Below are 25,811 nucleotides of genomic sequence, written 5' to 3' on the forward strand. Positions count from 1 at the left end.
GCTGGCACAGTGACCCCCCATGGATGACCCGGAACTCGTGACCGCTGCGGACGTACGACGCATGCAAGGTCTGGCCCAGAGGGTCACGGCCGTCCGTCCCGACCTGGTGAACAGTGACGCTTCGGTCGGGGAGCTGGCCTGGATCTGGGGCAAGGGGCATGCGAGCCACGGTGAGAGCTGGCGGCGCCGACTGTGGTTCTCCGGTGGCGAGTTGGTGGCGTGGGGCTGGGCGTTTCTGCCACACCGGGTGAGGCGGAACGACGGGTCGGTGAAGGACGTCACCGGTGCCTGGCTCACCTATCAGGTCCATCCCCACCACGATGAGCTGGTGGACGAGGTGATCGACTGGTACGACGCCGTGGCGGCCGGCCTCGAGCGCGCGGTGATCGCGCAGGCCGCCGACGAAGTCGCCTTGAAGCGCTGGACGGCGCACGGCTACGACACCGATCCGGACTCGCTCGGCGACGCCGGCTCCTGGACCCAGCTCAACGAGCGGGACCTGGATGACGTCGAACGGCCGACGTTGCCGGACGGCTTCCGCTTCCGCACCGCAGGCGAGGCCGGGCCGCAGGCCGCGGTCCAGGCCCATGTGGACGCGTGGGCTCCGTCGCCGTACACGATCGAGGCCTACGAGGGCGTTCGACGGACCCCGCCCTACCGCGGTGACCTGCACGTCCTGGTGGAGGCCCCGGACGGAACGATGGCCGCATCGGCGATCATGTGGCTCGACGGGGTGAACAGCACCGCCGAGTTCGAGCCGGTCGGAACGCACCCCGACTACCGGCGGCGCGGGCTCGGCAGGGCGATGCTGCTGCACGGGATGCATCTGGCGCGGGCGGCCGGCGCCCGGCACATGACGGTCGCCTGTCTGGGCGCACCGGGGCATCCCGGGGCGCGAGGGCTGTACTACAGCGTCGGGTTCCGGATGTTCAGCCGAGACGTGCCGCTCATCAAGGCAGCGGGGGAGGCCCGGCCGTCACAATGATGGGTGCGGCGCGTGGGTGACGGTTTTCGGAGGTGTGTGGTGGTCGGGCAGGTGGTTCGTCGAGGTGTGCGGCTCGGGGTGCGCATCGGCTCGGTGCCGGCGGTCGTCTTCGGCTCCCCATGGCTCGTTGGCGTGGTGGCGGGCGCCGGGACGGGCTGATGCGTGGCGCCATGGCAGTGGGCGGGAGTGTGGGTGTGGGCGTTCTGCTCGGCATGGTGGCAGGTGGCAGGTGGCAGGTGGCAGGTGGCGTACTGGCGCTGGCGCCCGAGTGGGCCGCCGCCCGCGCCCCGTTGAGGCCGCCTCCCGCCCCGCCCCCTACCCGGCGTCCTGCCGCCCGCAGGCGTGGGCGGCCGCCGCCTCGGTCTCGGTGCTCCAGGCCGCTCTCGGCCTCGACGCGGACATCCCCGCCGGGACGGTCACCGTGACGCCCGCCTTCGCTACGGCCTACGCACCGCTGACGGTGACGGGACTCCAAGTCGGCCCGGGCGCACTGGACATCACGGTCACGGCCGACGGGACGGTGGACGTGACCGCGCCGGAAGGGCTGAGTGTGGTCACGGGGTGAGAGCGGCGAGCCGTCTCGCGGCGTTTGCATCGCAGCGCGAGACGGCTCGTGTTCAATTCGGCGCGGAGTTACGGCACTTGCACGACCTCCTGCCGCGCCTCCTTCGCAGTCGCGCGGGCCTGGCGAGTGAGGGGGCCGAAGACGGCCAGGACCACGGCGCCGACGAGCCAGGTTCCGGCGATGAAGTAGAAGACGCTCCGGTAGCCGCTGCTCTGGTACAGGGACGCGACGATCAGAGGTCCCGCGGCGTTCGACAGGCGGCCCAGGCCGTAGGAGACGCCGGTGCCCAGCGATCGGCCCCGGGTGTCGAAGAGTTCGGGCGAGTAGGCGTAGGCGAGAGCTGTGTAGCCGCGCTCGAACATGTTGACCAGGAAGCCGAAGACGATGATCAGGACCGGGTTGAAGGTGAGGCCGTACAGCAGGCCGCACAGGGAGATGACGATGCCGAACGCGGCCAGGCACCACTTGCGTTCGAAGCGGTCGGTGACCAGCGACGCCAGATACGAGCCCAGCGGCGCGCCGACCGTGGTGAGTGCCACGTAGAAGACGGACTTCTCGACGCTGAAGCCCTCCTTGGCGAGCAGGGTGGGCGCCCAGCTGGAGTAGCCGAAGAAGCCGATGGTCTGGGTCACCCACAGCACCGTGAGCAGCAGGGTGGGGAAGAGGTACTTCTTCTGCAGCAGCAGCTTCAACGGGGCCCGGGTCTGCGGTGCTTCGTCCACGGGGGGCGCCGGCTCGGGCAGCGGGCCCTTCTCCGCGGCCACGCTCGCCTCGATCTCCCGCAGGACCTCGTCCGCCTTGGCGTGCTCGCCGCGGCTCTCGTACCAGCGCGGGGACTCCTTCAGCCGCCGGGTGAACAGGACGAGCAGGATGCCCAGGGCGCCCCAGAGGTAGATCAGCCGCCACGACCAGTCGTTGAGGGGGACGACCGCGCTCGCGACGAGGTTCGTGGCCGGGGTGCCGCAGATACCGACGACGATGGCGTACGCCTGGTACTTGCCGCGGACGGCTGCCGGGTACAGCTCGTTGACGTAGATGACGGCGACGACGGTCATCGCGGCCAGACCCGCCGAGGTCAGCACGCGGAACACGCCCAACGACACGATGTCCCAGGAGAACACCGAGGCGAACGAGAAGACGCCGAACCACAACGTGGTGAGCAGCAGGGCGCGTTTGCGGCCCCACCGGTCGGCCAGCGCGCTCGCGACGATCGAGCCGATGAACATGCCGACGAAGGACAGTGAAGTGACGTAGGCGACCTGGTCGATCGTCAGTCCCCACAGCTTGATCAGCTTGGGGGCGGTGGTGGCGAAGGTGTTGATGTCCGCGAACTCGAAGAAGTACGCGAAGGACACGGCCAGCAGCGTGACCTTGTGGAACCGGCCGATCGGCAGCCGGTTCAGCCTGTTCAGGGCGTTGGAGTGCACCATGGGGATCAGACCTCCTCGCTCGGCCAGTACAGGCGCATGGGGTTGTCGACGAGCAGACGCTGTCGCTGTTCGGCGGTGACCGCGATCTGCGGCACGTAGTCGACCAGGAGCCCGTCGTCGGGCATGTGGTCGGTGAGGTTGGGGTGGGGCCAGTCGGTGCCCCACAGCACGCGGTCGGGGAACTCCTCGACGGCGCGGCGGGCGAAGGGGACGACGTCGGCGTACGGACGGTGTTCGCCGTTCAGCGCGGCGGGCCCGGTCTCACTCAGACGCTCGGGACACGTCACCTTCACCCAGACGTCGTTCGCCGCGACGAAGCGCAGGAAGCGGGAGAACTCCGGCCCGTCCGCCGGTCGCGTCACGTCCGGCCGGCCCATGTGGTCGACCACCAGGGGAGTGGGCAGCGAGGCGAAGAAGCCCTCCAGGTCGGGCAGGTCGGCGCTCTCGAAGTACAGGACGATGTGCCAGCCCAGCGGGGCGATCTTCTTCGCGATCAGACTCAGGTCGTCCTCGGGCGAGGAGTCGACCAGCCGCCGTACGAAGTTGAAGCGCACACCCCGCACGCCTGCCGCGTCCAGGGCGAGCAGCTCGTGCTCGCCGATGTCCGGACGGACGGCGGCGATGCCTCGGGCCCGCCCGCCGGACGCCTGAAGGGCGTCGACCATGGCGGTGTTGTCCGCGCCGTGGCAGGTGGCCTGCACGATGACGTTGCGGGAGACGCCCAAGTGGTCCCGGAGTGCGAACAGTTGCTTCTTGCTCGCGTCGCAGGGCGTGTACTTGCGTTCCGGTGCGAAGGGGAAGACGGCCTGCGGGCCGAAGATGTGGCAGTGGGTGTCTACCGTGCCGGGCGGCAGCGTGAAGGTCGGTGCGGACGGGTTGTGATACCAGTCCAACCAGCCCGGTGTTATAGGGGAGTTGGGGACAGCGGTGGGCACGAGTTCTCCTCGGGGACGGGCTGTGCGGGGCACGCGGGAGGGAGAGAAGGGAGGGGGAGGGGGAGGGGAAGAAGAGCGGGGCTCAGCGGCCCTGGCGCTTGAGCAGCGCGTCCAGACGCGGGTACACGGCGCGGGCGTTGCGCTCCTGGATCGCGGCCAGGTCGTCCGGGCTCAGGTTGGCCTTCTCGACGTAGCGGCGGGTGTCGTCGAAGTGGTGGCCGGAGCAGGGGTCGATGTCGCGGACGGCGCCGATCATCTCCGAGGCGAAGAGGATGTTGCGGGTGGGGACGACGTCGAGGAGGAGGTCGATGCCCGGCTGGTGGTAGACGCAGGTGTCGAAGAAGACGTTGCCGAGGACGTGCTCCTCCAGCTCCGGCTTGCCGAGCGCCATCGCCAGTCCCCGGAAACGGCCCCAGTGGTAGGGCGCCGCGCCGCCGCCGTGGGGGATGATCAGCCGCAGGGTCGGGAAGTCCGTGAACAGATCGCCCTGCACGAGCTGCATGAACGCCGTGGTGTCGGCGTTGAGGTAGTGCGCGCCGGTGGTGTGGAAGGCCGGGTTGACGCTCGTGCTGACGTGCACCATGGCCGGGACGTCGTACTCGACCAGCTTCTCGTAGACCGGGTACCAGTAGCGGTCGGTGAGCGGCGGGGCGGTCCACCGGCCGCCGGATGGGTCCGGGTTGAGATTGACCGCGACCGCGCCGAACTCCTCGACACAGCGGGTGAGTTCGGGCAGGCAGCCGGCCGGTTCGACACCGGGCGACTGCGGCAGCATCGCCGCGGGCACGAACCGCTCCGGGTACAACTGGCTGACGCGGTAGCAGAGTTCGTTGCAGATCGATGCCCACTCGGCGGACGTCTCGAAGCCGCCGATGTGATGCGCCATGAACGAGGCGCGCGGCGAGAACACCGTCATGTCGATGCCGCGCTCGTCCATCAGCCGCAGCTGGTTCGCCTCGATCGTCTCGCGCAGCTCGTCGTCGCCGATGCGCAGATCCGCGGGGGCCGGCGCGGCGGCCGGATCGGCGAGCCCGGCGATCTGCCGCTCCCGCCAGGTGGCCAGGGCCGGGGGCGCGGTCGTGTAGTGGCCGTGGCAGTCGATGATCATTGCTGCACCCGTTCGCGGTCGTACGTCGTCGCTGACGGCTGCAGACTGGCTCCGCGCCGCGGGGGCGGGGAGCCGCCCTGGCACGGAACTAACGTGCGCTTAACATTGGCGACCCCCTCCTGACCTCGTGGTCTACATTCGGCTGCGGGACCACAGGCGAAAGGAGGTGGGCACATGCAGCTGCTGCTGGCCGAGGACGACGACGGGGTGGCCGCCGCCCTCGTGGAGGTCCTCTACGACCACGGACACGACACCCGGCGCCTCCGCCTCGGCAAGGACGTCATGACCTACCACCGCAGCGCCGACCTCCTGCTCCTCGACCTGGGCCTGCCCGACGTCGACGGCCTGGAGGTGCTTCGCACGCTGCGCGCGGTGAGCGACATGCCCGTGGTGATCCTCACCGCGCGCGGTGACGAGCGCTCGGTGGTGCGCGGGCTGCGGCTCGGCGCCGACGACTACCTGGTCAAGCCCGTACGGCTGACCGAGCTGCTCGCCCGTATCGACGCCGTCGTACGGCGTTCGCGGGCCAAGGGCCCTGGTACCGGTGCGCGAGCCGTCAGGGCCGGTGACGTCGAGATCGAGCTGGACGCCCGCCGGGTCCGGGTCTCCGGAGCGGAGGTCGAGCTGACCGCCAAGGAGTTCGACGTCCTCGCCGTGCTGGCCCGGCGCGCGGGCACGGCCGTCAGCCGCGAGCAGCTGCTGGACGAGGTGTGGGGCGACGCCCGGCACGCCACCTCGCGCTCCCTCGACGTCCACCTCACCCAGCTGCGCGCCAAGCTGGGACGCCCCGAGCTGCTCACCACGATCCGCGGCTTCGGCTACCGCTTCGGGGACTGAGGCGTGCGTACCCGGGTCCAGGCCGTACTGCTGCTGTTCGGCATTCTCGCGACGGCCGCCTTCGCCATCCCGCTGCTGCTGTTCACCGCCTCGGACCGCACCCAGCAGCTGGTCCTCGCCCGCAGCTCCGACCTCGACCGCTTCGCCTCCCTCATGGACCAGGCGGCCAGGACCGGCGACACGTCGCAGGTCGTCGCCGAGGCGCGCCGCTTCACGCAGCTGTACGGCGAACCACTCGTCGTCACCGACATCCGCCGCGGCCCGGTCGTGCAGACCGGCGGCATGCGGGCGGACCAGCCCGCCGTGACCCGGCTGATCGACGCGGCGCTGCGCAACCAGAGCGCCCACCCCGCGGCGGCGCTGCGCCCCTGGTCACGGGGGCACCGGATGTTCGCCGCACCCGCCGGCACGGGCACCCAGGTCACCGGGGCGGTCGTCCTGCGCGCCTCGGTGACGACGGCCGCGGCGGACGTCACCAGACGCTGGGCCGCCGTCCTCGCCGGAACGGCGCTGGTCGCGCTGGCCTGCACAGCCCTCGCCCGCGCCGCGACCCGCTGGGTGGTCAGCCCGCTGCGCCGCCTGGACCGGGCCGTCGGCCAGCTCGCCGCGGGCCTGCCGCCCGAGCAGACCCGTGCCTCCGGACCGCCCGAACTGCGTCAGCTGGCCACCGGGTTCAACCGCATGGCGCGCACCGTCATGGCGGCCCTGGAGCAGCAGGGCCGGCTCGTCGCCGACACGTCCCACCAGATGCGCAACCCGATGGCCGCGCTACGGCTGCGCGTGGACGCCCTGCACACCCATCTGCCCGCGTCCGCCGAGCGCACCTACACCGGGGTCACCACCGAGCTCGACCGTCTGGAAACCCTCCTGGACGACATGCTCGCCCTGGCCACCGCGGAACACCGGGCCGGCGAACTGACGGTGACCGACGACGCGGACGCGCGCTGCGACGCCGCCGAGGTCGCCCTGAACCGGCACCGGCTGTGGCAGCCGGTCGCCGACCGCGCCGGCATCCGCCTCACCACCGAGACCGACGCCCCCGTCCCGGCGCTCTGCACGGAACGTGAGCTCGCCCAGATCACGGACATCCTGCTGGACAACGCCATCAAGTACGCCGGAGAGGGCGCAGAGATCACCCTGTCCTGCGGCGTCGACGGCCCCTGGGCGGTCCTCACGGTGACCGACACCGGCCCGGGCCTCACACCCGAGGAACTGACCCAGGCCACGGAACGCTTCTGGCGCTCGACCCGACAGACCGGCACGACGGGCACGGGCCTCGGACTGGCAATCGCCCAGCAGCTGCTCGCGGGCCGAGACGGCCGTCTGGAGCTGGAGCAGGCGCGGCCGCGGGGGCTGCGGGTCACGGCGTACGTCCCTCGCGCCGCGGCTGAAGGGGGTGCGCGATGACCGGCCGCGCCGTCAACCGCCGCACCGCGATGCGCGCCGCTGTCGGTGTCGCGGCTGCCGTAGCCCTCGGGGGCGCGCTCGACGGCGACGTCTCGCGGCAGAGCATCGGGCCCAGCGGGGTTCTGCGCCTGGCGACCGGTGAGCCCACGGCGTTCTACGCCGCCTTCGGCCGCCTCCTCGCCGCCGAGATCGAGGCGGCGTACCCGGGTCTGAGCTGCCGTATCCGCACCACCGCGGGCAGCGTCACCAACCTCGAGCTGCTGCGCGACGGTCACGTCGACCTCGCGCTCGTCCTCACCGACACCGCGCGGGAGGCGCAGGGCACCACCCTCTTCCGGCGCCCGGTGCCGCTGCGGGCGATCGGCAGGCTGTACGAGACCTACCTGCAGTTCGCCGTCCGCTCGGACTCCTCCGTGCGTACCGTCTCCGGCCTGGCCGGCCACACCGTCTCCCTGGGCGCCCCGGGGTCCGGGGCGGAGGTGCTCGGTGAGCGGCTGCTGCGCGCCGCCGGCCTGCGGCCGGGCACGGATGTCCTGGTACGCCATCTGCGGCTGGCCGCCGCAGCCGACGCCGTACGGGCGGGAACCGTCGAGGGCCTGCTGGTGGCCGGCGGCGTCCCCCTGCCCACCCTGACCGACCTGGACGAAGATCCGGGTCTACGCTTCCTGCCGCTCACCGATCCGCTGCCCCGCCACGGCGGCGGTATGGCCGGCTCCGGCCTGGAAGAGGTGACGTTCCCCGCGGGCGCCTACCGGGCGGCGGGCGGTGTCGCCACCGTCGGGGTCTCCAACCTGCTGGTGTGCCGCCCCGACCTGGACACCGGTCTGGCAGAGGCGATCACGCGCCTGCTGGTCCAGCGCGCCACGGCCCTCGTGCCCGGCAGCGCGGTCGGAGTGCAGTTCCTAGACGTCCGCAGCCTGATCGGCACGGGGAGCGTCGCGCTGCATCCGGGGGCGGTCGCGGCGTATCGGGCGCTGCACGGCTGAGTCGAGAGACGTGTCGACCGTTCTGCAGGGCGGTGCGCCACCAGAAGCACCTAGGGGGTGACTGACAATTCCTTAGCCGAGCGCCGCAACCCCATCGATCAGCAGATCCCGGTCCGACCTGGCCGCCACCACCTCGAACCCCATCTCGGCGAGCTGCCGGGCCCGGGCGGGGCTGCCCGCGTACACGCCAGGGATGACGTCATGCGCGCGGCACGCGGCCACGATCGACCGGAGCTCTCCCTTGTCGCCCGCGATGAGGTCGTCGAGCGCGATGCCGAGGGACAGGGCGAGGTCGTACGGCCCGACGAAGATCATGTCCACTCCGGGCGTCGCCGCGATCTCCTCGACATTGTCCAGTCCGAGACGGGTCTCGACCATGACGCCGCAGACCGCTTGGCGGTTGGCCTCCTCCACGCCGAGTTCGGCACGTCCCCAGTACGGGGCGAACGGTCCCCAACTGCGGCTGCCGATCGGCGGGTAGCGCACGGCGGACGCGGCGCGGGCGGCCGCCTCGGCGCTCTCGATCATCGGGATGACGACCCCGCGCGCCCCGGCGTCCAGTGCCCGCCCGATCTCGCCCGCGTCGAGGGAGCGCACGCGCACCAACACGTCGACCCGGGTGACGACATGCAGCACGTCGCGCACCGACTGGTCGTCGTAGAAGCCGTGTTGGGCGTCGAGCCCGATCCAGCCGGGGTTGCCGTGGCTGACGGCCTCCGCGGCGGCGGCGCCGAGGAGTGACCACACCCCGGTGCCCGAGGTCGGGGTCCACGTCGTCGTTCGGGTCACGCTGATGTCTCCTCGTGCGCCGGGTGCTCGTGCGGGTGGTGGTGCACGCCGCTCAACTCGGCTTCTCGGAACCGGAGATGACGTCGACGGCGAGGCGTCGATGCGTGGCGAAGAGCGTGCGGGCGTCTTCGGTGTCGCGGGCGCGCAGCGCGGCGACGAGTTCCCGGTGCTCGCGCGGGATGCGATCGAGATAGCCCTGGGTGCTGCGGCCGATCCGGGTCAGCAGGAACAGGTGCACCTGGCAGCGGATGCCGTCCCAGGCGTCGGCGAGTCGCCGGTGCCCGGCGGCGGCGAACACCGCGTCGTGGAAGGCGATGTCGCAGCGCACCATCTCGTGCGCGTCGGCGGCCCGTTCCATCATGTCGGCCGTCTTCGCGACCGAGGCGAGGTCCTCGTCCGAGGCGCGCGCGATCACCTCGCGGACGGCCAGGTCCTCCAACGCGCCACGCAGGCTGTCCAGTTCGGCCACGTCGTCGGCGGACAGGGAGGTCACCGTCGTGCCGCGGTGCCAGGCGCAGTGGACCAGGCCCTCGCGTTCCAGCAAGCGAAGGGCTTCGCGCACCGGGCCGCGGCTGACGTCCATGTCACCGGACAGTTCCACTTCGCGCAGCTGCGCACCGGGCGCGTACCTGCCGTCGAAGATGGCCTCGCGGATACGGTCGGCGACCTCGTCCGCCAGCCCCCGGCGCCGGGCGGGGGTCACTCGTCCCTGTTCGTTCATCGCCTTCATCTCCTCAATGTCGCAATGTTAACATTCGAATCGCAACCAATGTCAACTTGCGACAAGTGCTGCACAGGTCCGAGCAGGAAGGCATTCCATGACCGTTCTCGACTCCCCGATCCCGCGGTTCCATCTCGCCATGCCGGTCGACGACTTGGCCGCCGCCCGTCGGTTCTACGGCGACGTGCTGGGCCTGGAGGAGGGCCGCAGCGCGGAGAGGTGGGTGGACTGGAACCTGCACGGCCACCAGTTCGTCACCCATCTCGCCCCGGAGCGCGGGCAGCGCGTCCACAACCCGGTCGACGGCCATGACGTCCCGGTGCCGCACTTCGGGCTGATTCTGACCGTGCCCGAATTCCACAAGCTGGCCGACCGGTTGCGCGCGGCGGACGTCGCGTTCGTCATCGAGCCCTACGTCCGCTTCGAGGGCCGGAAGGGCGAGCAGTGGACGATGTTCCTCCACGATCCGGCCGGCAACGCCCTGGAGTTCAAGGCGTTCGCCGACGATTCGCAGATCTTCGCTCCCTGACCGGCGGCGGTGCGGTCCGGCCGCCCGTGGCCCGGACGGGCGGACCGCACCTTCTCATGTCAGGCGCACCCTGCCGGGGTAGCCCGTGAGGCGTCGGAGATCAGCGCCTGCTGGGCTGCCTTGAGCCGCTTGACGTCGGGCTTGACCACCTTGCGGTCGTACGTCATCAGGCCGTTGAGCTCGCCCTCGACGTCCGAGATCTGGGTGTAGACCGCGCCGTTTCCGCCCTTGCAGGCCAGTGCGTGGACCTCGGCGAGCTTGGCCAGGTAGTCGTCCGTGTAGGTCGAGGGATCGACGTCGACGTACGACTGCTGCACCGACCAGGCGTGCCCGGGCACCGCGAGCCCAAGGCCGCCGTACTCACCGCTGACCAGGGCGCGTCGGCCGTCCGGGTTCGGTGGCAGGGCCGGGCTGGGATAGCCGTGCTCGTCGATGATGTCGCCGGTGCCGCCGTCGGCCCCGAGGTTGATCCCGGACATGGAGTTCACCAGCCGGGTGGGGTCCCAGGACTTGGCCTGGTCGGCGATGCGGGCCATGTCGTACTGGCCCCAGCCTTCGTTGAAGGTGACCCACATGACGACCGACGGGCTGCTGATGTGCTCGTCGATCATCTGCTTCATCTCGCGCTCGTACTCGGCGCGGGCCGCGGTGGACGGGCTCACCCCGGCGGTCATCGCCGGCATGTCCTGCCACACCATCAGACCCAGCTTGTCCGCCCAGTAGAACCAGCGGTCGGGCTCGACCTTGATGTGCTTGCGCACCGAGTTGAAGCCCATGCTCTTGTGCATCTTCAGGTCGTGGGCGAGGGCCTCGTCGGTCGGGGCCGTGTACAGGCCGTCCGGCCAGAAGCCCTGGTCGAGCGTGGCCATCATGAAGATCGGTTTGCCGTTCAGGACGGTGCGCGGAACGCCGTCGATCTTCTCGACCTTGATGGAGCGCATGCCGAAGTAGCTGCCGACGTGGTCGGCCCCGACGGTGACCTTGAGGTCGTAGAGGAAGGGGTCGTCGGGCGACCACAGGTGCGGGTTGCGGAGGCGCAGGGTCAGGGGCCCGCCGCTGCGGCCGGTGACGGTGGCGACCTTGCGCTTGCCGTCGTAGGCCGTCGCGGTGACCGGCAACCCGGCGCGTACCCCCTGCGGTTCGACGGTGAGCGTGCCGGCGTCCACGTCCGGGGTGAGCTTGAGCTGGTCGACGTGGTCGGAGGCGACCGGCTCCATCCACACCGTCTGCCAGATGCCCGAGGTCGGCGTGTACCAGATGCCGCTGGGGTCCAGGCGCTGCTTGCCGATCGGCGGGTTCTCGCCGTTCGCCGCGTCGGTCGGGTCGTAGACGCCGACGATCAGCTCCTGGGTGCGGCCGGGCTTGAGCGCGTCGGTGACGTCGGCGCTGAACTTGTCGTAGCCGCCCTGGTGTTCGGTGACCTTGGTGCCGTTGACGTAGACCTCGGCCTTCCAGTCGACCGCGCCGAAGTTCAGCTGAAGCCGCTTGCCGGAGCCGACCTTCCAGCCGGGCGGCACGGTGAAGGTGCGCCGGTACCACATGCGGTCCTCGTGCCGTTCGATCCCCGACAGCTGGGACTCGACCGGGTAGGGGACGAGGATCTTCTCGCCGAGGTTCTTGCCCACCGGCGGCTGGTCTCCCGCCTTGGCGGCCGCGAATTGCCAGGAGCCGTTGAGGTTCTTCCAGGCGTCGCGGGTCAACTGCGGCCGCGGGTACTCCGGATGGGCGTTGCCGGGGGAGACGTCGTCGGCCCACTTGGTGCGCAGCTCGTAGGTGGACTTGTTGGCGCCGCTGCTCCAGAAGGTGCTGACAACGTTGCCGTCCGTGCCGGTCAGGCCGCCCTTGCCGTCGTAGCGGACGTCGGCGAGCCCTGGCGCGGTACCGGTCTTGTTGCCGACGACGGGTTCCTTCAGCGCCACCAGCAGGGTTCGCGGGTTGGCCGGGTCCAGCTTCGCCTCGCCCAGCGGCCAGGTGGCGCCGCCGATCACGGCGTCGAAGTGGCTGCTCAGACCGGCCGGCGGCGTGCCGAGCGGCTGTGCGAAGTCGAGTTTGAGGGTACGTCCGCTCGCGAGGACGGTGGTGGAGATGGCGCCGTCGTAGGCCCATCCGTCGGGCAGCCGGAAGGCCGACTGCGGTACGGCGGTCTTGGTGCCGCCGGGCGGGGTCCAGCGCAGGTGGAGGTTGGAACCTCCGTAGTGCTCGAAGTACTCGACCTTGATGTCGTAGGCCTTGCCCGCGGTCAACTCGACCGGTGCGCCGGTCTGTTCGCGGTCCCAGTCGTCGACCCAGTGGTCGATGACCATCTTCCCGTCGACCCACAGCCGGAAGCCGTTGTCCCCGATGATCGAGAAGGTGGTGGGCCCGGTCTTCTCCGGGACGATCTTGCCGGTCCAGCGGACGCTGACGTCGTCCGACCGACCGGTGGCGAAGTTCAGCCGCGGCTCCAGGGTGTCGAAGTCGAGGTTCGGGTCGAAGCCGGTGGCTTTGAGCTGGTCGAAGTCGAAGGCGCCGGGGGCGGATTGGGTGTAGTACTCGCCCTTCAGGCCGTGCACCTCCACGGGGTCGTCGGCCGCGGTCGCGGCGGGTGCCGCGGCGAGGCCCGCGGCGCCCAGCGCCGCGGCGAGCAGCAGGGCGAGGCGTTGGCGGATGGGTCTGTGGACGCTGATGCGCACGAATCCTCCTTGGCTGAGGAAGGGTGGCGGCTCGTTGCTTCAGTCTGTACAACGTTGGAAGGAACGGCAGTTGGCATGAGAGCACGACTCCCGGCCTCTGTCCAGGGGACATGACAAAGCCTCGTGGACGGGGCGCCCATCGACGCTGAGGAGATCCCTTGCGGGTCAGCCTGAAGGACGTGGCGGAACGCGCGGGCGTTTCGATCAAGACCGTGTCCAACGTTGTGAACAACTATCCGCACGTCACACCGGGGATGCGGTCCCGCGTGCAGGCGGCGATCGACGAGCTCGGCTACCGGCCGAACCTGACCGCCCGCCATCTGCGCAAGGGCCGTACGGGGATCATCGCGCTGGCCGTTCCCGAACTGGGCAACCCCTACTTCGCCGAGCTGTCCGGCGCCGTGATCGACGCGGCCGCCGAGCACGAGTTCACCGTCCTGCTCGACCACACCCGCGGCGAGCGCGAGCAGGAGATCCTGGTCAGCCAGGGCTTCAGCGGCCGGGTGATCGACGGGCTGATCCTCAGCCCGCTGGCCCTTGAGGCCGAGGATCTGCAGGGCCGCTCGGACGACGTCCCGCTGGTGCTGCTCGGCGAGCGCGAGTACGACCTGCCGTTCGACCACATCGCGATCGACAATGTGGCCGCAGCGCGCTGCGCGGTGCGCCATCTGCTCAGCCGCGGCCGGACCCGGATCGCCTACCTCGGTGTGCGCACCGACTCCGTGAACCGGCCCGCCCACCTGCGACTGAACGGCTGGCGTGCGGAGTTGGCGAAGGCCGGGGTGCCGGCGCCGGACAGCCTGGTGGTGCCGGTCGGCGGTTGGGACCGGGACGACGGGGCCCGTGCGATGGCCCAGTTGCTCGACGCCGGCGTGCGCCCGGACGCCGTCTTCGCCTTCAACGACCTGATCGCGATCGGGGCGATGCGGGTGCTGCACGAGCGGGGTCTTCGGGTGCCCTGGGACGTGGCGGTGGTGGGGTTCGACGATATCGCGGAGGGGCGTTTCGGTGCCGTCACCCTGACGACGGTTTCGCCGGACAAGCAGGCGATCGCGAAGATGGCCGTCGGATCGCTGCTGCGCAGCCTGTCGGGCCGCGAGGAGCCTGGTGGGCGCGAACTGAGCGCGGAGTTCCGGCTAGTTGAGCGGGAGAGCACGCTCGGCCGGAGGTGACGAGATTTCGGACGGAAGGCTTTACACGCTCCTTCCAACGATGTAAAAACCTCCCCTGAACGACGTGCACGCCGAGTTGACCGCAAGAGCCAGCCTCCCCGAGAGCGCTCTCACCTCCCGGGGCCCGCGCCGTTTGGGGACACCCATGAAGCCCACCGCACTTGTCCGTCGCACCTCCGCACGAACCCTCCTCGCCGCCGGCCTCGTGACGAGCCTCGCGCTCGCGACCGGATGCACCAAGTCCGAGGACGACTCGGGCGAGAAGACCTCCGCCTCGAAGCAGGACGACGCCGGCCAGGTGGTCGCCTCACCCGCCGCCGGCTCGGGGCCGACCTGCACCATCGACGCCTACGGCGGCAAGAAGCTCGACCTCAAGGGCGCCACCGTCGGCTTCTCGCAGTCCGAGAAGGAGGCCAACCCCTTCCGGATCGCGGAAACCGCCTCCATCAAGGCCGAAGCCCACAAGCGGGGCGTGAAGCTGCTCACCGCCAACGCCCAGTCGCAGTTCTCCAAGCAGATCAGCGACGTCCAGGACCTCATCGCCAAGGGCGCGAACCTGCTGGTCATCGCCCCGCTCAACTCCGACGGCTGGGAACCGGTGCTGCGCACCGCGGCCGCCAGGCACATCCCGATCGTGACCATCGACCGCAAGATCAACGCCGCCGCCTGCAAGGACTACGTGAGCTTCATAGGCTCCGACTTCGTCGAACAGGGCAAGCGGGCCGCCGACTCGATGATCGAGGCCACCGGCGGCAAGGGCGAGATCGCCATCCTGCTCGGCGCGGCCGGCAACAACGTGACCACCGAGCGCACCAAGGGCTTCGAGGACCGCATCAAGGAGAAGGCCCCCGGTCTGAAGATCGTGTTCAGGCAGACCGGCGAATTCGCCCGCGAGAAGGGCCAGTCGGTCACCGAGAACCTCATCCAGTCCAAGCCCGGCATCACCGGCATCTACGCCGAGAACGACGAGATGGGCCTCGGCGCCGTCAACGCCCTCAAGGGCGCCGGCAAGAAGCCCGGCGACGTCAAGATCGTCACCATCGACGGCACCCGCAACGCCGTGCAGGGCATCGTCGACGGCTGGATCTACGGCGTGATCGAGTCCAACCCGCGCTTCGGGCCGCTCGCCTTCCAGACCCTCGACACCTTCACCAAGGGCCAGAAGGTAGGTCAGGACATCGTTATCAAGGACAGCTCCTACGCCAAGAGCAACGCCCAGTCGGACCTCGACAAGGCATTCTGACGTGCTCGCGGTCACCCACCTGTCCAAGACCTTCCCCGGCGTGCGCGCGCTGTCCGACGTGGACTTCACCGCGCGCGCCGGGGAGGTGCACGCGCTCGTCGGCGAGAACGGCGCGGGCAAGTCGACGCTCATCAAGCTGCTCACTGGCGTCTACCGGCCCGACGCCGGCGAGGTCACGTACGACGGCGAACCGGTCCGCTTCACCACCCCCCTGCAGGCCCAGCAGGCGGGCATCTCCACCATCTACCAGGAGGTCAACCTCGTCCCGCTGATGAGCGTGGCCCGCAACCTCTTCCTGGGCCGCGAACCCCTCGGCCGCCTCGGCCTGATCGACTTCCGGCGCATGCACCGCGAGGCCGACGAGGCCCTGCGCGGACTCGGCATCCGCGTCGACGTGCGCCGGCCGCTGCGCGAACTCGGCGTCGGCGCCCAGCAGATGGTCGCCCTCGCCCGCGCCGTCGCCGTCGACGCCCGCGTCGTCATCATGGACGAGCCGACCTCCTCCCTCGAACCCCGGGAGGTTCAGACCCTGTTCGGGGTGATCCGCATGCTCCGCGAGCGAGGCGTCGCGGTCATCTACGTCAGCCACCGCATGGACGAGCTCTACGAGATCTGCGACACCGTCACCGTCCTGCGCGACGGCCGCCTCGTGCACACCGGACCGCTCGCCGGTCTCGACCGGCTGCGGCTGGTGGCCATGATGCTCGGCCGCGAGATCGGCGAGGTGCGCGCGGAGGGCATGACCAAGTTCACCGGCTCACACGACACCGCCGCCGAACCGGTGCTGCGCGCCGAGGGATTGACGGTCAGTCACCGGTTGCGGGACGTATCCCTGTCGATCCGTCCCGGCGAAGTCGTGGGCCTGGGCGGGCTGCTCGGCTCCGGCCGCAGCGAGACCGCGAAGGCCATCGCCGGGGCCCTGCCCACCGACGCCGGCCGGGTCGCCGTCGCCGGCGTCCCGGTGCGGGCGGGCTCCACCGCCGCAGCCATCCGCGCCGGCATCAGCCTGCTGCCCGAGGACCGCAAGGCCGAAGGCATCGTGCCCGGACTGTCGGTGCGCGAGAACATCGCGCTCGCCGCGCTGCCCGGCCTGTCCCGCTTCGGCCTCGTCGACGACTCCCGCATCGACAAGATCGTCGACACCTTCATGAAGCGGCTGCGCATCAAGGCCGCCGGACCCCACCAGAAGGTAGGCGAACTCTCCGGCGGCAACCAGCAGAAGGTGCTGCTGGCCCGCTGGCTCGCCCTGCACCCCAAGGTGCTGCTGCTGGACGAGCCGACCCGCGGCATCGACGTCGGCGCCAAGGCCGAGGTGCAGGCCCTCATCGACGAACTCGCCGACGACGGCCTCGCCGTGCTGCTGATCTCCTCCGACACCGAGGAGCTGATCGAGGGCAGCGACCGCGTGGTGGTCCTCAAGGACGGCGTCGTCGTCCGCGAGCTGACCGGCGACGCCGTCACCGAGGACGCGCTGATGCGCGCCATCGCGGCCGTACCCGCTGGAGGCAAGGATGGCTGAACTCACCTACGCTCGCGGCGCGTTGGACCGCGACAAGCTGCTGCGCCTGCTCCAGGACTACGGCGTCTACGTCGGCGTACTGGTGCTGCTGCTGTTCAACTTCGCCTTCACCCCGCACTTCGCCTCCGCCGCCAACTTCCGCACCCAGGCCGTGCAGGTCGCCCCGGTCCTCATCGTCGCCCTCGGCATGGCACTGGCGATCGGCACCGAGGGCGTCGACCTGTCGGTGGGTTCGGTCATGGCCCTGTCCACCTCCCTGCTCTCGCTCTACCTCGGCTACGGCCCCTGGCTCGCCGCCCTCATCGCGGTCATCGGCGGCATCGTCGTCGGCGTCGCCAACGGCGCTCTCATCGCCTTCGTCGGCGTCCAGCCCATCGTCGCCACCCTCGCCCTCATGGTCGCCGGCCGCGGCCTGGCCCTCGTACTGCTGCCCCAGCTCAAGGACGTACGCGACCCCGGCCTCGCCTCACTCGGCTCCGGCGACGTCCTCGGCGTGCCCTACCTGGTCCTCATCGCCGCCGCACTCGCACTGCTGGTCGCGTTCGTGGTGCGCCGCACCACCTTCGGGCGCCAGGTCCTGGCGATCGGCGACAGCCGCCCGGCCGCCCGCCTCGCCGGGCTCCCGGTCCGCCGCGTCCTGGTCGTCGTCTACGTCTGCTCCGGCGCCCTCGCCGCGATCGCCGGCGTCCTCGCCACCGCCCGCCTCACCGCGAGCGACCCCACCTCCCTGGGCACCCTGATGGAGCTGTCCGCGATCACCGCCGTGGTCGTCGGCGGAACCCCGCTCAGCGGCGGCCGGGTACGCATCGGCGGCACCGTCGCGGGCGCCGTCCTCATCCAGCTGCTGACCACCACGCTCATCAAGCACGATCTGCCGCCGTCGTGGACCCAGATCGCCCAGGCCGTGGTGATCGTCCTCGCCGTCTACGCGGCCCGGGAACGAGGCAGGAGATGACCACGCACACCGAAGAGGCCGGCACGCCGGCCGACACCGTGAGCGCCAAGAACGACGACCCCGGGCGGATGAACCGCTCCGAGCGGCTGAGCGGGCTCGCCCAGCAGCACGGCGCCCTGGTCACCCTCGTGATCGCCATGGCCGTGGCGTCGCTGAGCTTCGACACCTTCCTGACCGGCGACAACCTCGAGAACATGGCGCTGTCCTCGGCGTTCCTCGCGGTGGTCGCCCTCGGTATGACCTTCGTGATCATCACCGGCGGCATCGACCTGTCGGTCGGTTCCGTCTTCGCCCTCGGCGGCGTCCTCGCGGCCTGGGGCTCGCAGTACGGCACCGTGGTGGCGCTGCTGCTGCCGCTGGCCGTGTGCGGGCTGGTCGGCCTGGTCAACGGACTGCTCATCGCACGCGTCCGGCTGGCACCGTTCATCGTCACCCTCGCGGCGATGCTGGGCGCCCGCGGCATCCTGCTGGCCATCACCGACGAGGGCTCCAAGACGTATCTCGTCGACAAGGACTCCTTCTTCGCCACCCTCGGGCAGGGTTCCCTGCTCGGCATCGGCGTGCCCGTGTGGATCACCGTGGCGCTGTTCGCGCTCGGCGCCGTCGTGCTGCGCCGTACCCGATTCGGGCAGTACGTGTACGCGGTCGGCGGCAACGAGGACGCGGGAGCCCTGATGGGCGCGCCCGTGGCCCGTACGAAGGTCTCCGTCTACACACTGTCGGGCCTGTGCGCCGGTCTCGCCGGCGCCCTCAACGCGGCCTGGCTGGTGTCCGGCGTGACCATCCTCGGCTCCGGCATGGAGCTGGAGGCGATTTCGGCCGTGGTCATCGGCGGCACCCTGCTCAGTGGCGGCTTCGGGTTCATCAGCGGCTCGCTCGTCGGCGTGATGCTGCTCAAGGTCATCCAGAACGTGATCAACCAGATCGGCTCGCTCGACTCCGCGTACCAGCAGGTCGTCAGCGGTGCCTTCCTGGCCGTGGTGGTCGTCGCCCAGACATGGCTGGGCCGGAGGCGGAGAGTGCTGTGAAACCTTCCTCGTCAAGATCCCGTCGCACGGCGGCTGTTGTCGCGGCCGGTGCGGTAGTGGGGCTGTGCCTGGTCAGCCCCGGCGTCGCGACGGCGGGCGCCGCGCACCAGCGGGCCCACCCCGCCACGGTGAGCGTGCAGGACGCCCGGTTCGAAGTCCTGTCCCCGACGTTGATCCGCAGCGAGTACGCGGGGGACGGCCACTTCGAGGACCGGCCCACCTTCAACGCGATCGGCCGGGACTCCTTCACCCCGCCCCACTACACCTCGTCCGTCGACGACGGCGTCCTGACCATCACCACCAGCGCCATGACCCTGCGCTACCGGGTCGGCTCCGGCCCCTTCGACGCCGACAACCTCACCACGTCCTTCAAGGCGGGCCAGGCACCGGTACTCGCGGCGCCCTGGCAGCACGACGTCTGCGCCGTCGGCGCGCTGTGCGAGGCCGAGGATCAGCAGTACGACGGTCCCGGTCTCGCCTCCGACCACAGCGGGTTCACCGGCAAGGGCTTCCTCGCCGGCTTCGAGGTCGACAACAACTCGCTTGCCGCAGACGTGAATTCACCGGCATCCGGTACCTACGACCTCGCCCTGCGCTATGCCAACGCCGTCGGCAGCGACGGCCAGCACGAGGCCCGCACCCTCAGCCTCAGCGTGGACGGCGGCGGCGACAGGACGTTCTCGCTGCCCGCCACGTCCGACTGGAACGCCTGGGGTGTGGCCCGCCTGCCGCTGACACTCGGCGCCGGCCCCCACACCGTCCGGCTGCACCGCACCGCCGCCGACTCCGGAAGCGTCAACATCGACAGCCTCGCCCTCCTGACCTCGGGAGCCGCCTACCCCTCCCGTGCGCAGAGCACGGTCAACGGCTGTCGCTTCGGCACCAGTTGCGAAGCCGAGGACGCCCTCCTGGCGGGCTCCGCGACCATCGCCACCGACCACAAGAACCATGCGGGCTACGGATTCACCGCCGAACTCAACCAGGGCTCCCGCATCTCCGACCGCATCACGGGCGTACCCGAGGACGGCACGTACGTGCTGAACCTGCGCTACGCCAACGGCACGGGCAGCGACGGCCTGCACCAGCCCCGCACCATCGAGGTCGGCACCGGCGGCGCCTCCCACGCCCTCACGCTCCCGGCCACCGACAACTGGGACACCTGGCAATCGGCTGCGATCCCGGTCGAGTTGAAGGCGGGCACCGACGAAGTCGCACTGAACTGCCCGGACTCGACCAGCTGCCACGTCAACATGGACACCCTCGCCCTGAGCCGGCAAGGCGAGACGGCCCCCGCACCCCACCTCGCCCTGGGCGGCTACCGGCGCAGCCTGGACGGCCTCAACGGCGACAACGACCCCACCCCCTGGACCACACCCGGCCTCCTGCACCGCGACGGCTGGTACCTGCTCGACGACACCCCGTCCGCGATCTACGACACCGCCACGAAGAAGGCGTCCCAACGCCCCGCTCATGACGGCCGCCCGTACCAGGACGGGTACGTGTTCGGCTTCGGACACGACTACCAGCAGGGCCTGTCGGACCTGGCGACCCTGACCGGTCCGTCACAATTGCTGCCCCGCTGGGCCTACGGCGTCTGGTACTCCGAATACATCGACCGCACCGCGAGCGACTACGAGAACACCATCCTGCCCGCGTTCCGCGCAGCGGACGTACCGCTGGACGTGCTGGTCACGGACACCGATTTCAAGTCACCCAACACCTGGAGCGGTTGGAACTTCGATCCGGCCAAGTTCCCCGATCCCAAGGGCTTCTTCGACTGGTCCACCGGACAAGGGCTGCACAACACCCTGAACGTGCATCCGAGCATCCTCGGCACCGACCCGCAGTTCGCGAAGGCGCAGAGCACGGCCAAGGGCAAGCTGCGCAAGGGCGGTTGTGCGGGCAGCGCGGGCTCGGACTGCTACACCTTCGACTTCGGCGATCCCGACCAGCTCAAAGCCTATCTCGACCTGCACCGTCCGATGGACGCGGCGGGCAACGACTTCTGGTGGCTGGACTGGTGCTGCGACGCCTCCCGCTCCTCCCAGGCCGGCGTCACCCCGGACGCATGGATCAACCAGAAGTACGCCGACCTCACCTCCGAGACCAGCGACCGCGGCTTCGTCCTGTCCCGCGCCTACGGCTCCCTCCAGGCCGGCGGCTACAGCGGCGGCGTGGGCCTGCCCACCGGCCCCTGGGCCGACAAACGCAGCACCCTCCACTTCTCCGGCGACACGACATCGAACTGGGGCACCCTGCGCGCCGAAATCGGCTACACACCAGGGGAGTCCGCCGCCACCGGCCTCGCCAACGTCAGTCACGACATCGGCGGCCACAACGACGGATACGGCATCCCCGGAGCCGAGACGTACACCTCCGGCGGCCAGACGCATCGCACCACCAAGCTGCCCGACGACCTGTACGCCCGCTGGGTGCAGCTCGGCACCTTCCAGCCCGTCGACCGCCTGCACAGCAACCACAGCGACCGCCTGCCGTGGCAGTACGGCGCTGATGCGCAGAAGTCCGCCGAGAAGTTCCTCCGCCTGCGCGAGTCGCTCGTGCCGTACACGTACACACTGGCGCAGCAGGCGAACACCACCGGAACGCCGATCGTGCGCCCCCTGTACCTCCAGTACCCGGAGGAGGAGTCGGCCTACAGCAAGGCGGACAGCGAGTACCTCTACGGCCCCGACATGCTGGTCGCCCCGGTCACCGAACCCGGTGCCGGTGCCACCACTTCGGTGTGGTTCCCGCCGGGCCGGTGGACGGACTACTTCGCGGGCCGCACCTACAACGCCCCTGCGGGCGGCGCCACTTACGACGTCACCACGACCCTGGACACCATGCCGGTCTTCGTCCGAGCGGGCGGCATCGTCACGACCCGCTCGAACAACGTGCCCAACGACGCACAGAGCCCCCTGAACAAGGTCAGCGTCACGGTGGCCCCGGGGGCGTCCGGCGCCTTCTCCCTCTACGAGGACGACGGCAGCACCTCCTCCGGACGTACGGCCACCACCCGCATCCGCTATACCGAACACAAGGAAACGCACCTGCTGAAGATCGCACCCACGAAGGGCACCTTCCGAGGCCAGGCAAGCCACCGCACGTGGACGGTCTCCTTCCTCGGCGTGGACCGAGCGCCGAAGCAAGTGACCTCAGAGGACCATAAGTTGACCGCATCGGCATGGCACTGGGACGCCGACACCCGTGTCCTGCGGATCACGATGCCGTCGCACAGCATCCGCAGTGGGGTGAGCATCGGGTACCACTAGCGGGCGCCGGGCGCCGGGCGAGTGGCGAAGAGGGGCCTGTGCATCGTTGATCGCACGGGCCCCTCGGCTACGTTGTACAGATGACCGACTCCCTGCCGCCGGGCGGCGCCGTCCTGGAGGCGGGCGAACTGGATGCCCGGTGGGCGCACGCGTGGCGGCCGGAACAGGTCGCGGAGCGGCTGGCCGGGGCCCGTACACCGTGGTGCGTCGCGGCAGGCTGGGCCCTGGACCTGTTCCATGGCGCGCAGACCCGGCCGCACGGTGACCTGGAGATCGCAGTGCCCGCCGCGGCCTTCCCGGAGGTGAGGGACCGCTTTCCGGAGTACGTATGGGACGCGGTGGGTTCGGGACGGGTATGGGCGGGAGCAGGGGCTGAAGCCCTGGCAGCCACACACCAGACCTGGCTCCGTGATGCGGCAACCGGCCGCTTCCTGTTCGACGTCTTCCGCGAACCGCACGAGGGCGATACATGGATCTGCCGACGGGATGAGTGCCTGCGGCTGCCGTATGACGCAGTCATCGAGCGAACGCGGAACGGAATCCCGTACCTGGCACCGGAGTTGGTGCTGCTGTTCAAAGCGAAGGCACCGCGGCCCAAGGACGAGGCCGACTTCGACGGGGTGCTGCCGCTGCTGGACCGGGTGCGGCGACACCGGCTGGGCGGGTGGCTGAAGCGGGTGCACTCTGGGCATCCGTGGCTGGCAAAGCTGTCCGTGTAGCCGGCACGTGCGACAGCCGACGCGTGCGGTCTGCCTGCTGGTCCATCCTGCGGTTCATGGGCGTCGTACGAACAGCAGGAGCCGCAAGGTCGCCCGGGCGTCGCGGCGGCGGTGTGGGGTGCGGGCGGCCAGGGAGGTGAGGGCTGTGATCGCGATGGCCGCGGAGTGGGTCACGCCGGTGAGAGCGGCGATCAGGGCGAGGTCGGGTGCGTGCATGGGGTGCCTCCATGGCGATGGGTGCGTGGAGGCTCGTTTCTCGGTGTTACGGCGGGTTTACGGCGACGGGCCCTGGTCCGTGTGTCTCGCCAATAGGCTGGTGGGGCGCGGTGTGACGAGTTTTCCGGGGGACGTGCGGAGGAGACGCGGATGGCGGGGGCGGACGACGCGGCCGAGCGTTTGCCGGCGGAGCTGGCGCGCCTGTACGCGGCGGCGGGCAGTCCGCCTCAGGCGGCGCTGGTGCAGCGGTGCGGTGCCCGGCTGGGTCGGCAGGTCAGCTTGTCCACGGTCAATCCCTGGTTACGCGGGCACAACCTGCCGGCGCTCAGCTCGTGGCCGGTCCTCCGCGTGCTGGTGGAGGTGCTCCAGCAGATGGCCGCCGAGCGGGGCACGGCGTTCGACAGGCGTACGGAGGGGTCGTGGTCCGCGTTGTTGCGGTCCGCGCACGATCAGCTGGCGGCCGGCAAGCGCGGTGGCCGCCCCCGCAAGAAACCACCACGCGCGCCCGACTCGTCCGGAAACCCGCGCATTCCGCACAGCCTGCCTGCGGACGTGGTGGACTTCACCGGACGGGACGCCGAAGTGCGGGAACTGCTCGGCTTGTTGGAGCCCGACACGCCTACGGACGTCGTGCTCGTCGCCGCGGGGATGGCGGGCGCCGGCAAGACCGCGCTGGCCGTCCACGTAGCGCACCGGGTTCACCGGGAGGGCCGGTTCCCCGGCGGTGTGCTCTTCGTCGATCTGCACGGCTTCAGCCCGGACGCCCCGCTCGACGCCGCCGACACCGCAGCAATCCTGCTGCGCGCCCTCGGCTGCCGAACCGTTCCGTCCTCGGCGACAGAGCGGGCCGCGGCGCTGCACTCCCTGCTCGCCGGGCGGCCGCCGGTGCTGATCGTGCTGGACAACGCCGCATCCGCACAGCAGCTCACCGGGCTGACACCGCACCCGCCGCACCGGCTGCTCGTCACCTCCCGCATCACCCTCTCGGCGCTCCCGTCCGCCCGTCGCGTGCCACTCGACTCGCTGTCCGCGCAGGAGTCGACGACGCTGCTGGATCGGGCCCTGCGCCGAGCCGACGCGGACGACGAGCGAGTGACGAAAGAGCCGGACGCCGCCCGCCGGATCGCCGAACTGTGCGGCTTCCTGCCCCTGGCCCTCCGTATCACCGCGGCCCAACTACGCGACGATCTCCACCACTTACTCGCCGACCAGGCGGACGCCCTCACCCACGTACACGACCGGCTCGGCCTGCTCAGTTACGACGACGTGGACGCGGAGGGCCGCCCACTCGCCGTGCGCGCCGCGTTCGACCTGTCCTTCGCCCGACTGCTCGACGCACACCGGCGCGCGTTCCGGCTGCTCGGCGCCCTGCCCGGCCCGGATATCGGACAGGAGACCGCCGCCGTGGCCCTCGACCGCGGCGCGCACGACACCTACCGGCTGCTGGCCGACCTGGCCCGACGCCATCTGCTGCGGCGACGGCCGGACGGGCGCTGGGACATGCACGACCTGCTGCGCCTGTACGCCGGCGAGCAGGCGACCCGCGAGGAGTACGACGCCGCACTGGACCGGATGCTGCACCACTACCGGCGGCGCGTCCCCGCGGCCTGCCGCAGGCTGTCCCGGGACACGGGCCGCTCGAAGGACCGGCGGGAAGCGGTGGAGTGGCTGGACGCGGAACACGGCAGTGTCGCCGAGGCGGTGGTCGCCGCCGGCGAACGCACCCGGCGGCGCGAAGCGGTACAACTGGCCGCCGACATGGCGACGTTCTGGGAGTTCCGTAGGCACAGCCGCGAGTGGATCGCCGCCGCAGAGGCTGCTTTGCGGGCGGCGCGGCACCTGGGCGCGAGCGACCTCTGCGCGGCCTCCTCGAACCTCGGCAACGCCTACCGGGTCAACCACCAACCCGACGAAGCGCTGCCGCACCTGGAGCGCGCGGCGCTCCTCGCGCCGAACGAGGCGGCCAGAGGCAAGGTGCTGCACAACCTGGGGCTGGTCCACTTCCAGCTGGGCCGCTACGGCGACGCCGCATCCCAGCACCAAACCGACCTGGACATCTGCCGCTCCCGAGGAGACGCCTTGGGCGCGGCGCAGGCGCTCGCAGCCCTGGGCGACGCGCAGCGCATGCTCGACCAGCACGCTGACGCCGCCGCCACGCTGCAGACGGCCCTCTCCCTTCTCGACGCACACCCTCGCCCCGCCGAGGGAATGGGCACCGGAGCCTTCACCGACACCAGGCTGAGGGCGCACATGAACCTGGGCCTGACCCTCATGCGCTGGAATGCCTCCGACTACGGCCGCTGCGGCATCTGGCACCTGTGCCACGCCCTTCGCATCGCCCTCGAACGCGACAACCGAGAGGCCCAACTCAAGGCCCTGACCAACCTCGCCGCGCTGTACCTCACCATCTGCCCGGACTGCCACGCCCCCTCGGCCATCGACTGCGCCACCCGCGCCCTCACCCTGTCCGAACACGGCGCCGACCCGGTCGTAGCGGCAGGCGCCCAACTCATCCTGTCCCAAGCCGACATGGCCCTCGGCAACGAAGCAGCCGGCTGCCATCCGACCGCAGACACCGCCGACACCGCCGCACAGCAGCGCCCCCTGCACGCATCGGTACTGGAGGGCGACTACGAGGAGCTGGAACGCACCACCTTCTATGGCTTTCGGTACGCGGTGTGGAGCTGACACCGGCCTTCACCTCGGCATCCATTCACCGCGAA

At 70.5% G+C, this 25,811-nt stretch carries 21 protein-coding genes; 14 read left to right on the forward strand and 7 right to left on the reverse strand.

Annotated elements, in window-relative coordinates; all coding sequences use genetic code 11:
• Nucleotides 1-19 precede the first annotated feature (19 nt).
• Nucleotides 20-985 carry a GNAT family N-acetyltransferase gene (locus tag ACGFYN_RS37050; RefSeq protein WP_393870360.1) on the forward strand — a complete coding sequence of 322 codons (966 nt, stop codon included), beginning with the start codon at nucleotides 20-22 and terminating at the stop codon, nucleotides 983-985.
• Nucleotides 986-1,253: 268 nt separating this feature from the next.
• Nucleotides 1,254-1,550 carry a hypothetical protein gene (locus ACGFYN_RS37055; protein WP_393870361.1) on the forward strand — a complete coding sequence of 99 codons (297 nt, stop codon included), beginning with the start codon at nucleotides 1,254-1,256 and terminating at the stop codon, nucleotides 1,548-1,550.
• 68 nt (nucleotides 1,551-1,618) lie between these two features.
• Here ACGFYN_RS37055 and ACGFYN_RS37060 read toward each other — a convergent pair whose 3' ends face one another.
• The 3 genes from ACGFYN_RS37060 to ACGFYN_RS37070 all read right to left on the reverse strand — a co-directional run bounded on the left by ACGFYN_RS37060 (nucleotide 1,619) and on the right by ACGFYN_RS37070 (nucleotide 5,023).
• Nucleotides 1,619-2,980 (reverse strand): MFS transporter, encoded by a 1,362-nt coding sequence (locus ACGFYN_RS37060; protein WP_393870362.1) that lies wholly within the window; start codon nucleotides 2,978-2,980, stop codon nucleotides 1,619-1,621.
• Between the two features lie 5 nt (nucleotides 2,981-2,985).
• Nucleotides 2,986-3,915: an amidohydrolase family protein gene (locus tag ACGFYN_RS37065; RefSeq protein WP_393870363.1), complete on the reverse strand. Its 930-nt coding sequence runs from the start codon at nucleotides 3,913-3,915 to the stop codon at nucleotides 2,986-2,988.
• Nucleotides 3,916-3,997: 82 nt separating this feature from the next.
• Complete coding sequence (locus ACGFYN_RS37070; RefSeq protein ID WP_393870364.1) at nucleotides 3,998-5,023, reverse strand: amidohydrolase family protein; 1,026 nt, start codon at nucleotides 5,021-5,023, stop codon at nucleotides 3,998-4,000.
• Between the two features lie 174 nt (nucleotides 5,024-5,197).
• On the opposite strand from ACGFYN_RS37070, the gene ACGFYN_RS37075 reads away from it, so the two are divergent.
• Genes ACGFYN_RS37075 through ACGFYN_RS37085 form a run of 3 tightly spaced genes read left to right on the forward strand, consistent with a single transcriptional unit; the run spans nucleotide 5,198 to nucleotide 8,253 of the window.
• Nucleotides 5,198-5,860, forward strand: a complete 663-nt coding sequence (locus ACGFYN_RS37075) for a response regulator transcription factor (protein ID WP_393870365.1) — start codon at nucleotides 5,198-5,200, stop codon at nucleotides 5,858-5,860.
• A 3-nt stretch (nucleotides 5,861-5,863) separates the two neighbouring features.
• The gene (locus ACGFYN_RS37080; RefSeq protein WP_393870366.1) at nucleotides 5,864-7,267 is read left to right on the forward strand and encodes an ATP-binding protein; all 1,404 of its coding nucleotides are present in this window, start codon (nucleotides 5,864-5,866) and stop codon (nucleotides 7,265-7,267) included.
• The gene (locus ACGFYN_RS37085; RefSeq protein WP_393870367.1) at nucleotides 7,264-8,253 is read left to right on the forward strand and encodes a TAXI family TRAP transporter solute-binding subunit; all 990 of its coding nucleotides are present in this window, start codon (nucleotides 7,264-7,266) and stop codon (nucleotides 8,251-8,253) included. The genes ACGFYN_RS37080 and ACGFYN_RS37085 overlap by 4 nt, the downstream gene beginning before the upstream one ends.
• 72 nt (nucleotides 8,254-8,325) lie before the next feature.
• Here ACGFYN_RS37085 and ACGFYN_RS37090 read toward each other — a convergent pair whose 3' ends face one another.
• Together ACGFYN_RS37090 and ACGFYN_RS37095 are read right to left on the reverse strand one after the other, a co-directional pair.
• Nucleotides 8,326-9,042, reverse strand: coding sequence for an HpcH/HpaI aldolase/citrate lyase family protein (locus ACGFYN_RS37090; RefSeq protein ID WP_393870368.1), 717 nt, complete (start codon nucleotides 9,040-9,042; stop codon nucleotides 8,326-8,328).
• A 52-nt stretch (nucleotides 9,043-9,094) separates the two neighbouring features.
• Complete coding sequence (locus ACGFYN_RS37095; RefSeq protein WP_393870369.1) at nucleotides 9,095-9,763, reverse strand: GntR family transcriptional regulator; 669 nt, start codon at nucleotides 9,761-9,763, stop codon at nucleotides 9,095-9,097.
• A 97-nt stretch (nucleotides 9,764-9,860) separates the two neighbouring features.
• On the opposite strand from ACGFYN_RS37095, the gene ACGFYN_RS37100 reads away from it, so the two are divergent.
• The gene (locus ACGFYN_RS37100; RefSeq protein WP_393870370.1) at nucleotides 9,861-10,292 is read left to right on the forward strand and encodes a VOC family protein; all 432 of its coding nucleotides are present in this window, start codon (nucleotides 9,861-9,863) and stop codon (nucleotides 10,290-10,292) included.
• A gap of 59 nt (nucleotides 10,293-10,351) precedes the next feature.
• Here ACGFYN_RS37100 and ACGFYN_RS37105 read toward each other — a convergent pair whose 3' ends face one another.
• A complete protein-coding gene (locus ACGFYN_RS37105; RefSeq protein WP_393870371.1) occupies nucleotides 10,352-12,964 on the reverse strand; it encodes a PA14 domain-containing protein in 2,613 nt (870 codons plus the stop codon).
• Nucleotides 12,965-13,122: 158 nt separating this feature from the next.
• Between ACGFYN_RS37105 and ACGFYN_RS37110 the strand changes: the two genes are divergently transcribed.
• The 7 genes from ACGFYN_RS37110 to ACGFYN_RS37140 all read left to right on the forward strand — a co-directional run bounded on the left by ACGFYN_RS37110 (nucleotide 13,123) and on the right by ACGFYN_RS37140 (nucleotide 22,872).
• Nucleotides 13,123-14,136: a LacI family DNA-binding transcriptional regulator gene (locus ACGFYN_RS37110; protein ID WP_393870372.1), complete on the forward strand. Its 1,014-nt coding sequence runs from the start codon at nucleotides 13,123-13,125 to the stop codon at nucleotides 14,134-14,136.
• A gap of 145 nt (nucleotides 14,137-14,281) precedes the next feature.
• Nucleotides 14,282-15,379, forward strand: coding sequence for an ABC transporter substrate-binding protein (locus tag ACGFYN_RS37115; protein WP_393870373.1), 1,098 nt, complete (start codon nucleotides 14,282-14,284; stop codon nucleotides 15,377-15,379).
• A 1-nt stretch (nucleotide 15,380) separates the two neighbouring features.
• Entirely contained in the window at nucleotides 15,381-16,898 is a 1,518-nt protein-coding gene (locus tag ACGFYN_RS37120) for a sugar ABC transporter ATP-binding protein (RefSeq protein WP_393870374.1), read from the forward strand.
• On the forward strand, nucleotides 16,891-17,853 hold the full coding sequence (locus tag ACGFYN_RS37125; RefSeq protein ID WP_393870375.1) for an ABC transporter permease: 963 nt from the start codon (nucleotides 16,891-16,893) through the stop codon (nucleotides 17,851-17,853). The genes ACGFYN_RS37120 and ACGFYN_RS37125 overlap by 8 nt, the downstream gene beginning before the upstream one ends.
• On the forward strand, nucleotides 17,850-18,881 hold the full coding sequence (locus ACGFYN_RS37130) for an ABC transporter permease (protein WP_393870376.1): 1,032 nt from the start codon (nucleotides 17,850-17,852) through the stop codon (nucleotides 18,879-18,881). Before ACGFYN_RS37125 ends, ACGFYN_RS37130 begins: the two co-directional genes overlap by 4 nt.
• 56 nt (nucleotides 18,882-18,937) lie before the next feature.
• A complete protein-coding gene (locus ACGFYN_RS37135) occupies nucleotides 18,938-22,153 on the forward strand; it encodes a TIM-barrel domain-containing protein (protein WP_393870377.1) in 3,216 nt (1,071 codons plus the stop codon).
• Nucleotides 22,154-22,233: 80 nt separating this feature from the next.
• Nucleotides 22,234-22,872, forward strand: coding sequence for a nucleotidyltransferase domain-containing protein (locus ACGFYN_RS37140; RefSeq protein ID WP_393870378.1), 639 nt, complete (start codon nucleotides 22,234-22,236; stop codon nucleotides 22,870-22,872).
• A gap of 54 nt (nucleotides 22,873-22,926) precedes the next feature.
• On the opposite strand, the gene ACGFYN_RS37145 is transcribed toward ACGFYN_RS37140, so the two are convergent.
• Entirely contained in the window at nucleotides 22,927-23,088 is a 162-nt protein-coding gene (locus ACGFYN_RS37145) for a hypothetical protein (protein ID WP_393870379.1), read from the reverse strand.
• A 150-nt stretch (nucleotides 23,089-23,238) separates the two neighbouring features.
• On the opposite strand from ACGFYN_RS37145, the gene ACGFYN_RS37150 reads away from it, so the two are divergent.
• Nucleotides 23,239-25,776: an ATP-binding protein gene (locus tag ACGFYN_RS37150; RefSeq protein WP_393870380.1), complete on the forward strand. Its 2,538-nt coding sequence runs from the start codon at nucleotides 23,239-23,241 to the stop codon at nucleotides 25,774-25,776.
• Nucleotides 25,777-25,811 lie beyond the last annotated feature (35 nt).

This window comes from Streptomyces sp. NPDC048419 (assembly GCF_043200415.1).
Classification (GTDB): Bacteria; Actinomycetota; Actinomycetes; order Streptomycetales; family Streptomycetaceae; genus Streptomyces.

Coding starts and splice junctions, on each gene's coding strand:
- ACGFYN_RS37050 (WP_393870360.1), top strand. CDS start 20: ATGGATGACCCGGAACTCGTGACCGCTGCGGACGTACGACGCATGCAA.
- ACGFYN_RS37060 (WP_393870362.1), bottom strand. CDS start 2,980: ATGGTGCACTCCAACGCCCTGAACAGGCTGAACCGGCTGCCGATCGGC.
- ACGFYN_RS37070 (WP_393870364.1), bottom strand. CDS start 5,023: ATGATCATCGACTGCCACGGCCACTACACGACCGCGCCCCCGGCCCTG.
- ACGFYN_RS37075 (WP_393870365.1), top strand. CDS start 5,198: ATGCAGCTGCTGCTGGCCGAGGACGACGACGGGGTGGCCGCCGCCCTC.
- ACGFYN_RS37085 (WP_393870367.1), top strand. CDS start 7,264: ATGACCGGCCGCGCCGTCAACCGCCGCACCGCGATGCGCGCCGCTGTC.
- ACGFYN_RS37095 (WP_393870369.1), bottom strand. CDS start 9,763: ATGAACGAACAGGGACGAGTGACCCCCGCCCGGCGCCGGGGGCTGGCG.
- ACGFYN_RS37100 (WP_393870370.1), top strand. CDS start 9,861: ATGACCGTTCTCGACTCCCCGATCCCGCGGTTCCATCTCGCCATGCCG.
- ACGFYN_RS37115 (WP_393870373.1), top strand. CDS start 14,282: ATGAAGCCCACCGCACTTGTCCGTCGCACCTCCGCACGAACCCTCCTC.
- ACGFYN_RS37125 (WP_393870375.1), top strand. CDS start 16,891: ATGGCTGAACTCACCTACGCTCGCGGCGCGTTGGACCGCGACAAGCTG.
- ACGFYN_RS37130 (WP_393870376.1), top strand. CDS start 17,850: ATGACCACGCACACCGAAGAGGCCGGCACGCCGGCCGACACCGTGAGC.
- ACGFYN_RS37140 (WP_393870378.1), top strand. CDS start 22,234: ATGACCGACTCCCTGCCGCCGGGCGGCGCCGTCCTGGAGGCGGGCGAA.
- ACGFYN_RS37145 (WP_393870379.1), bottom strand. CDS start 23,088: ATGCACGCACCCGACCTCGCCCTGATCGCCGCTCTCACCGGCGTGACC.
- ACGFYN_RS37150 (WP_393870380.1), top strand. CDS start 23,239: ATGGCGGGGGCGGACGACGCGGCCGAGCGTTTGCCGGCGGAGCTGGCG.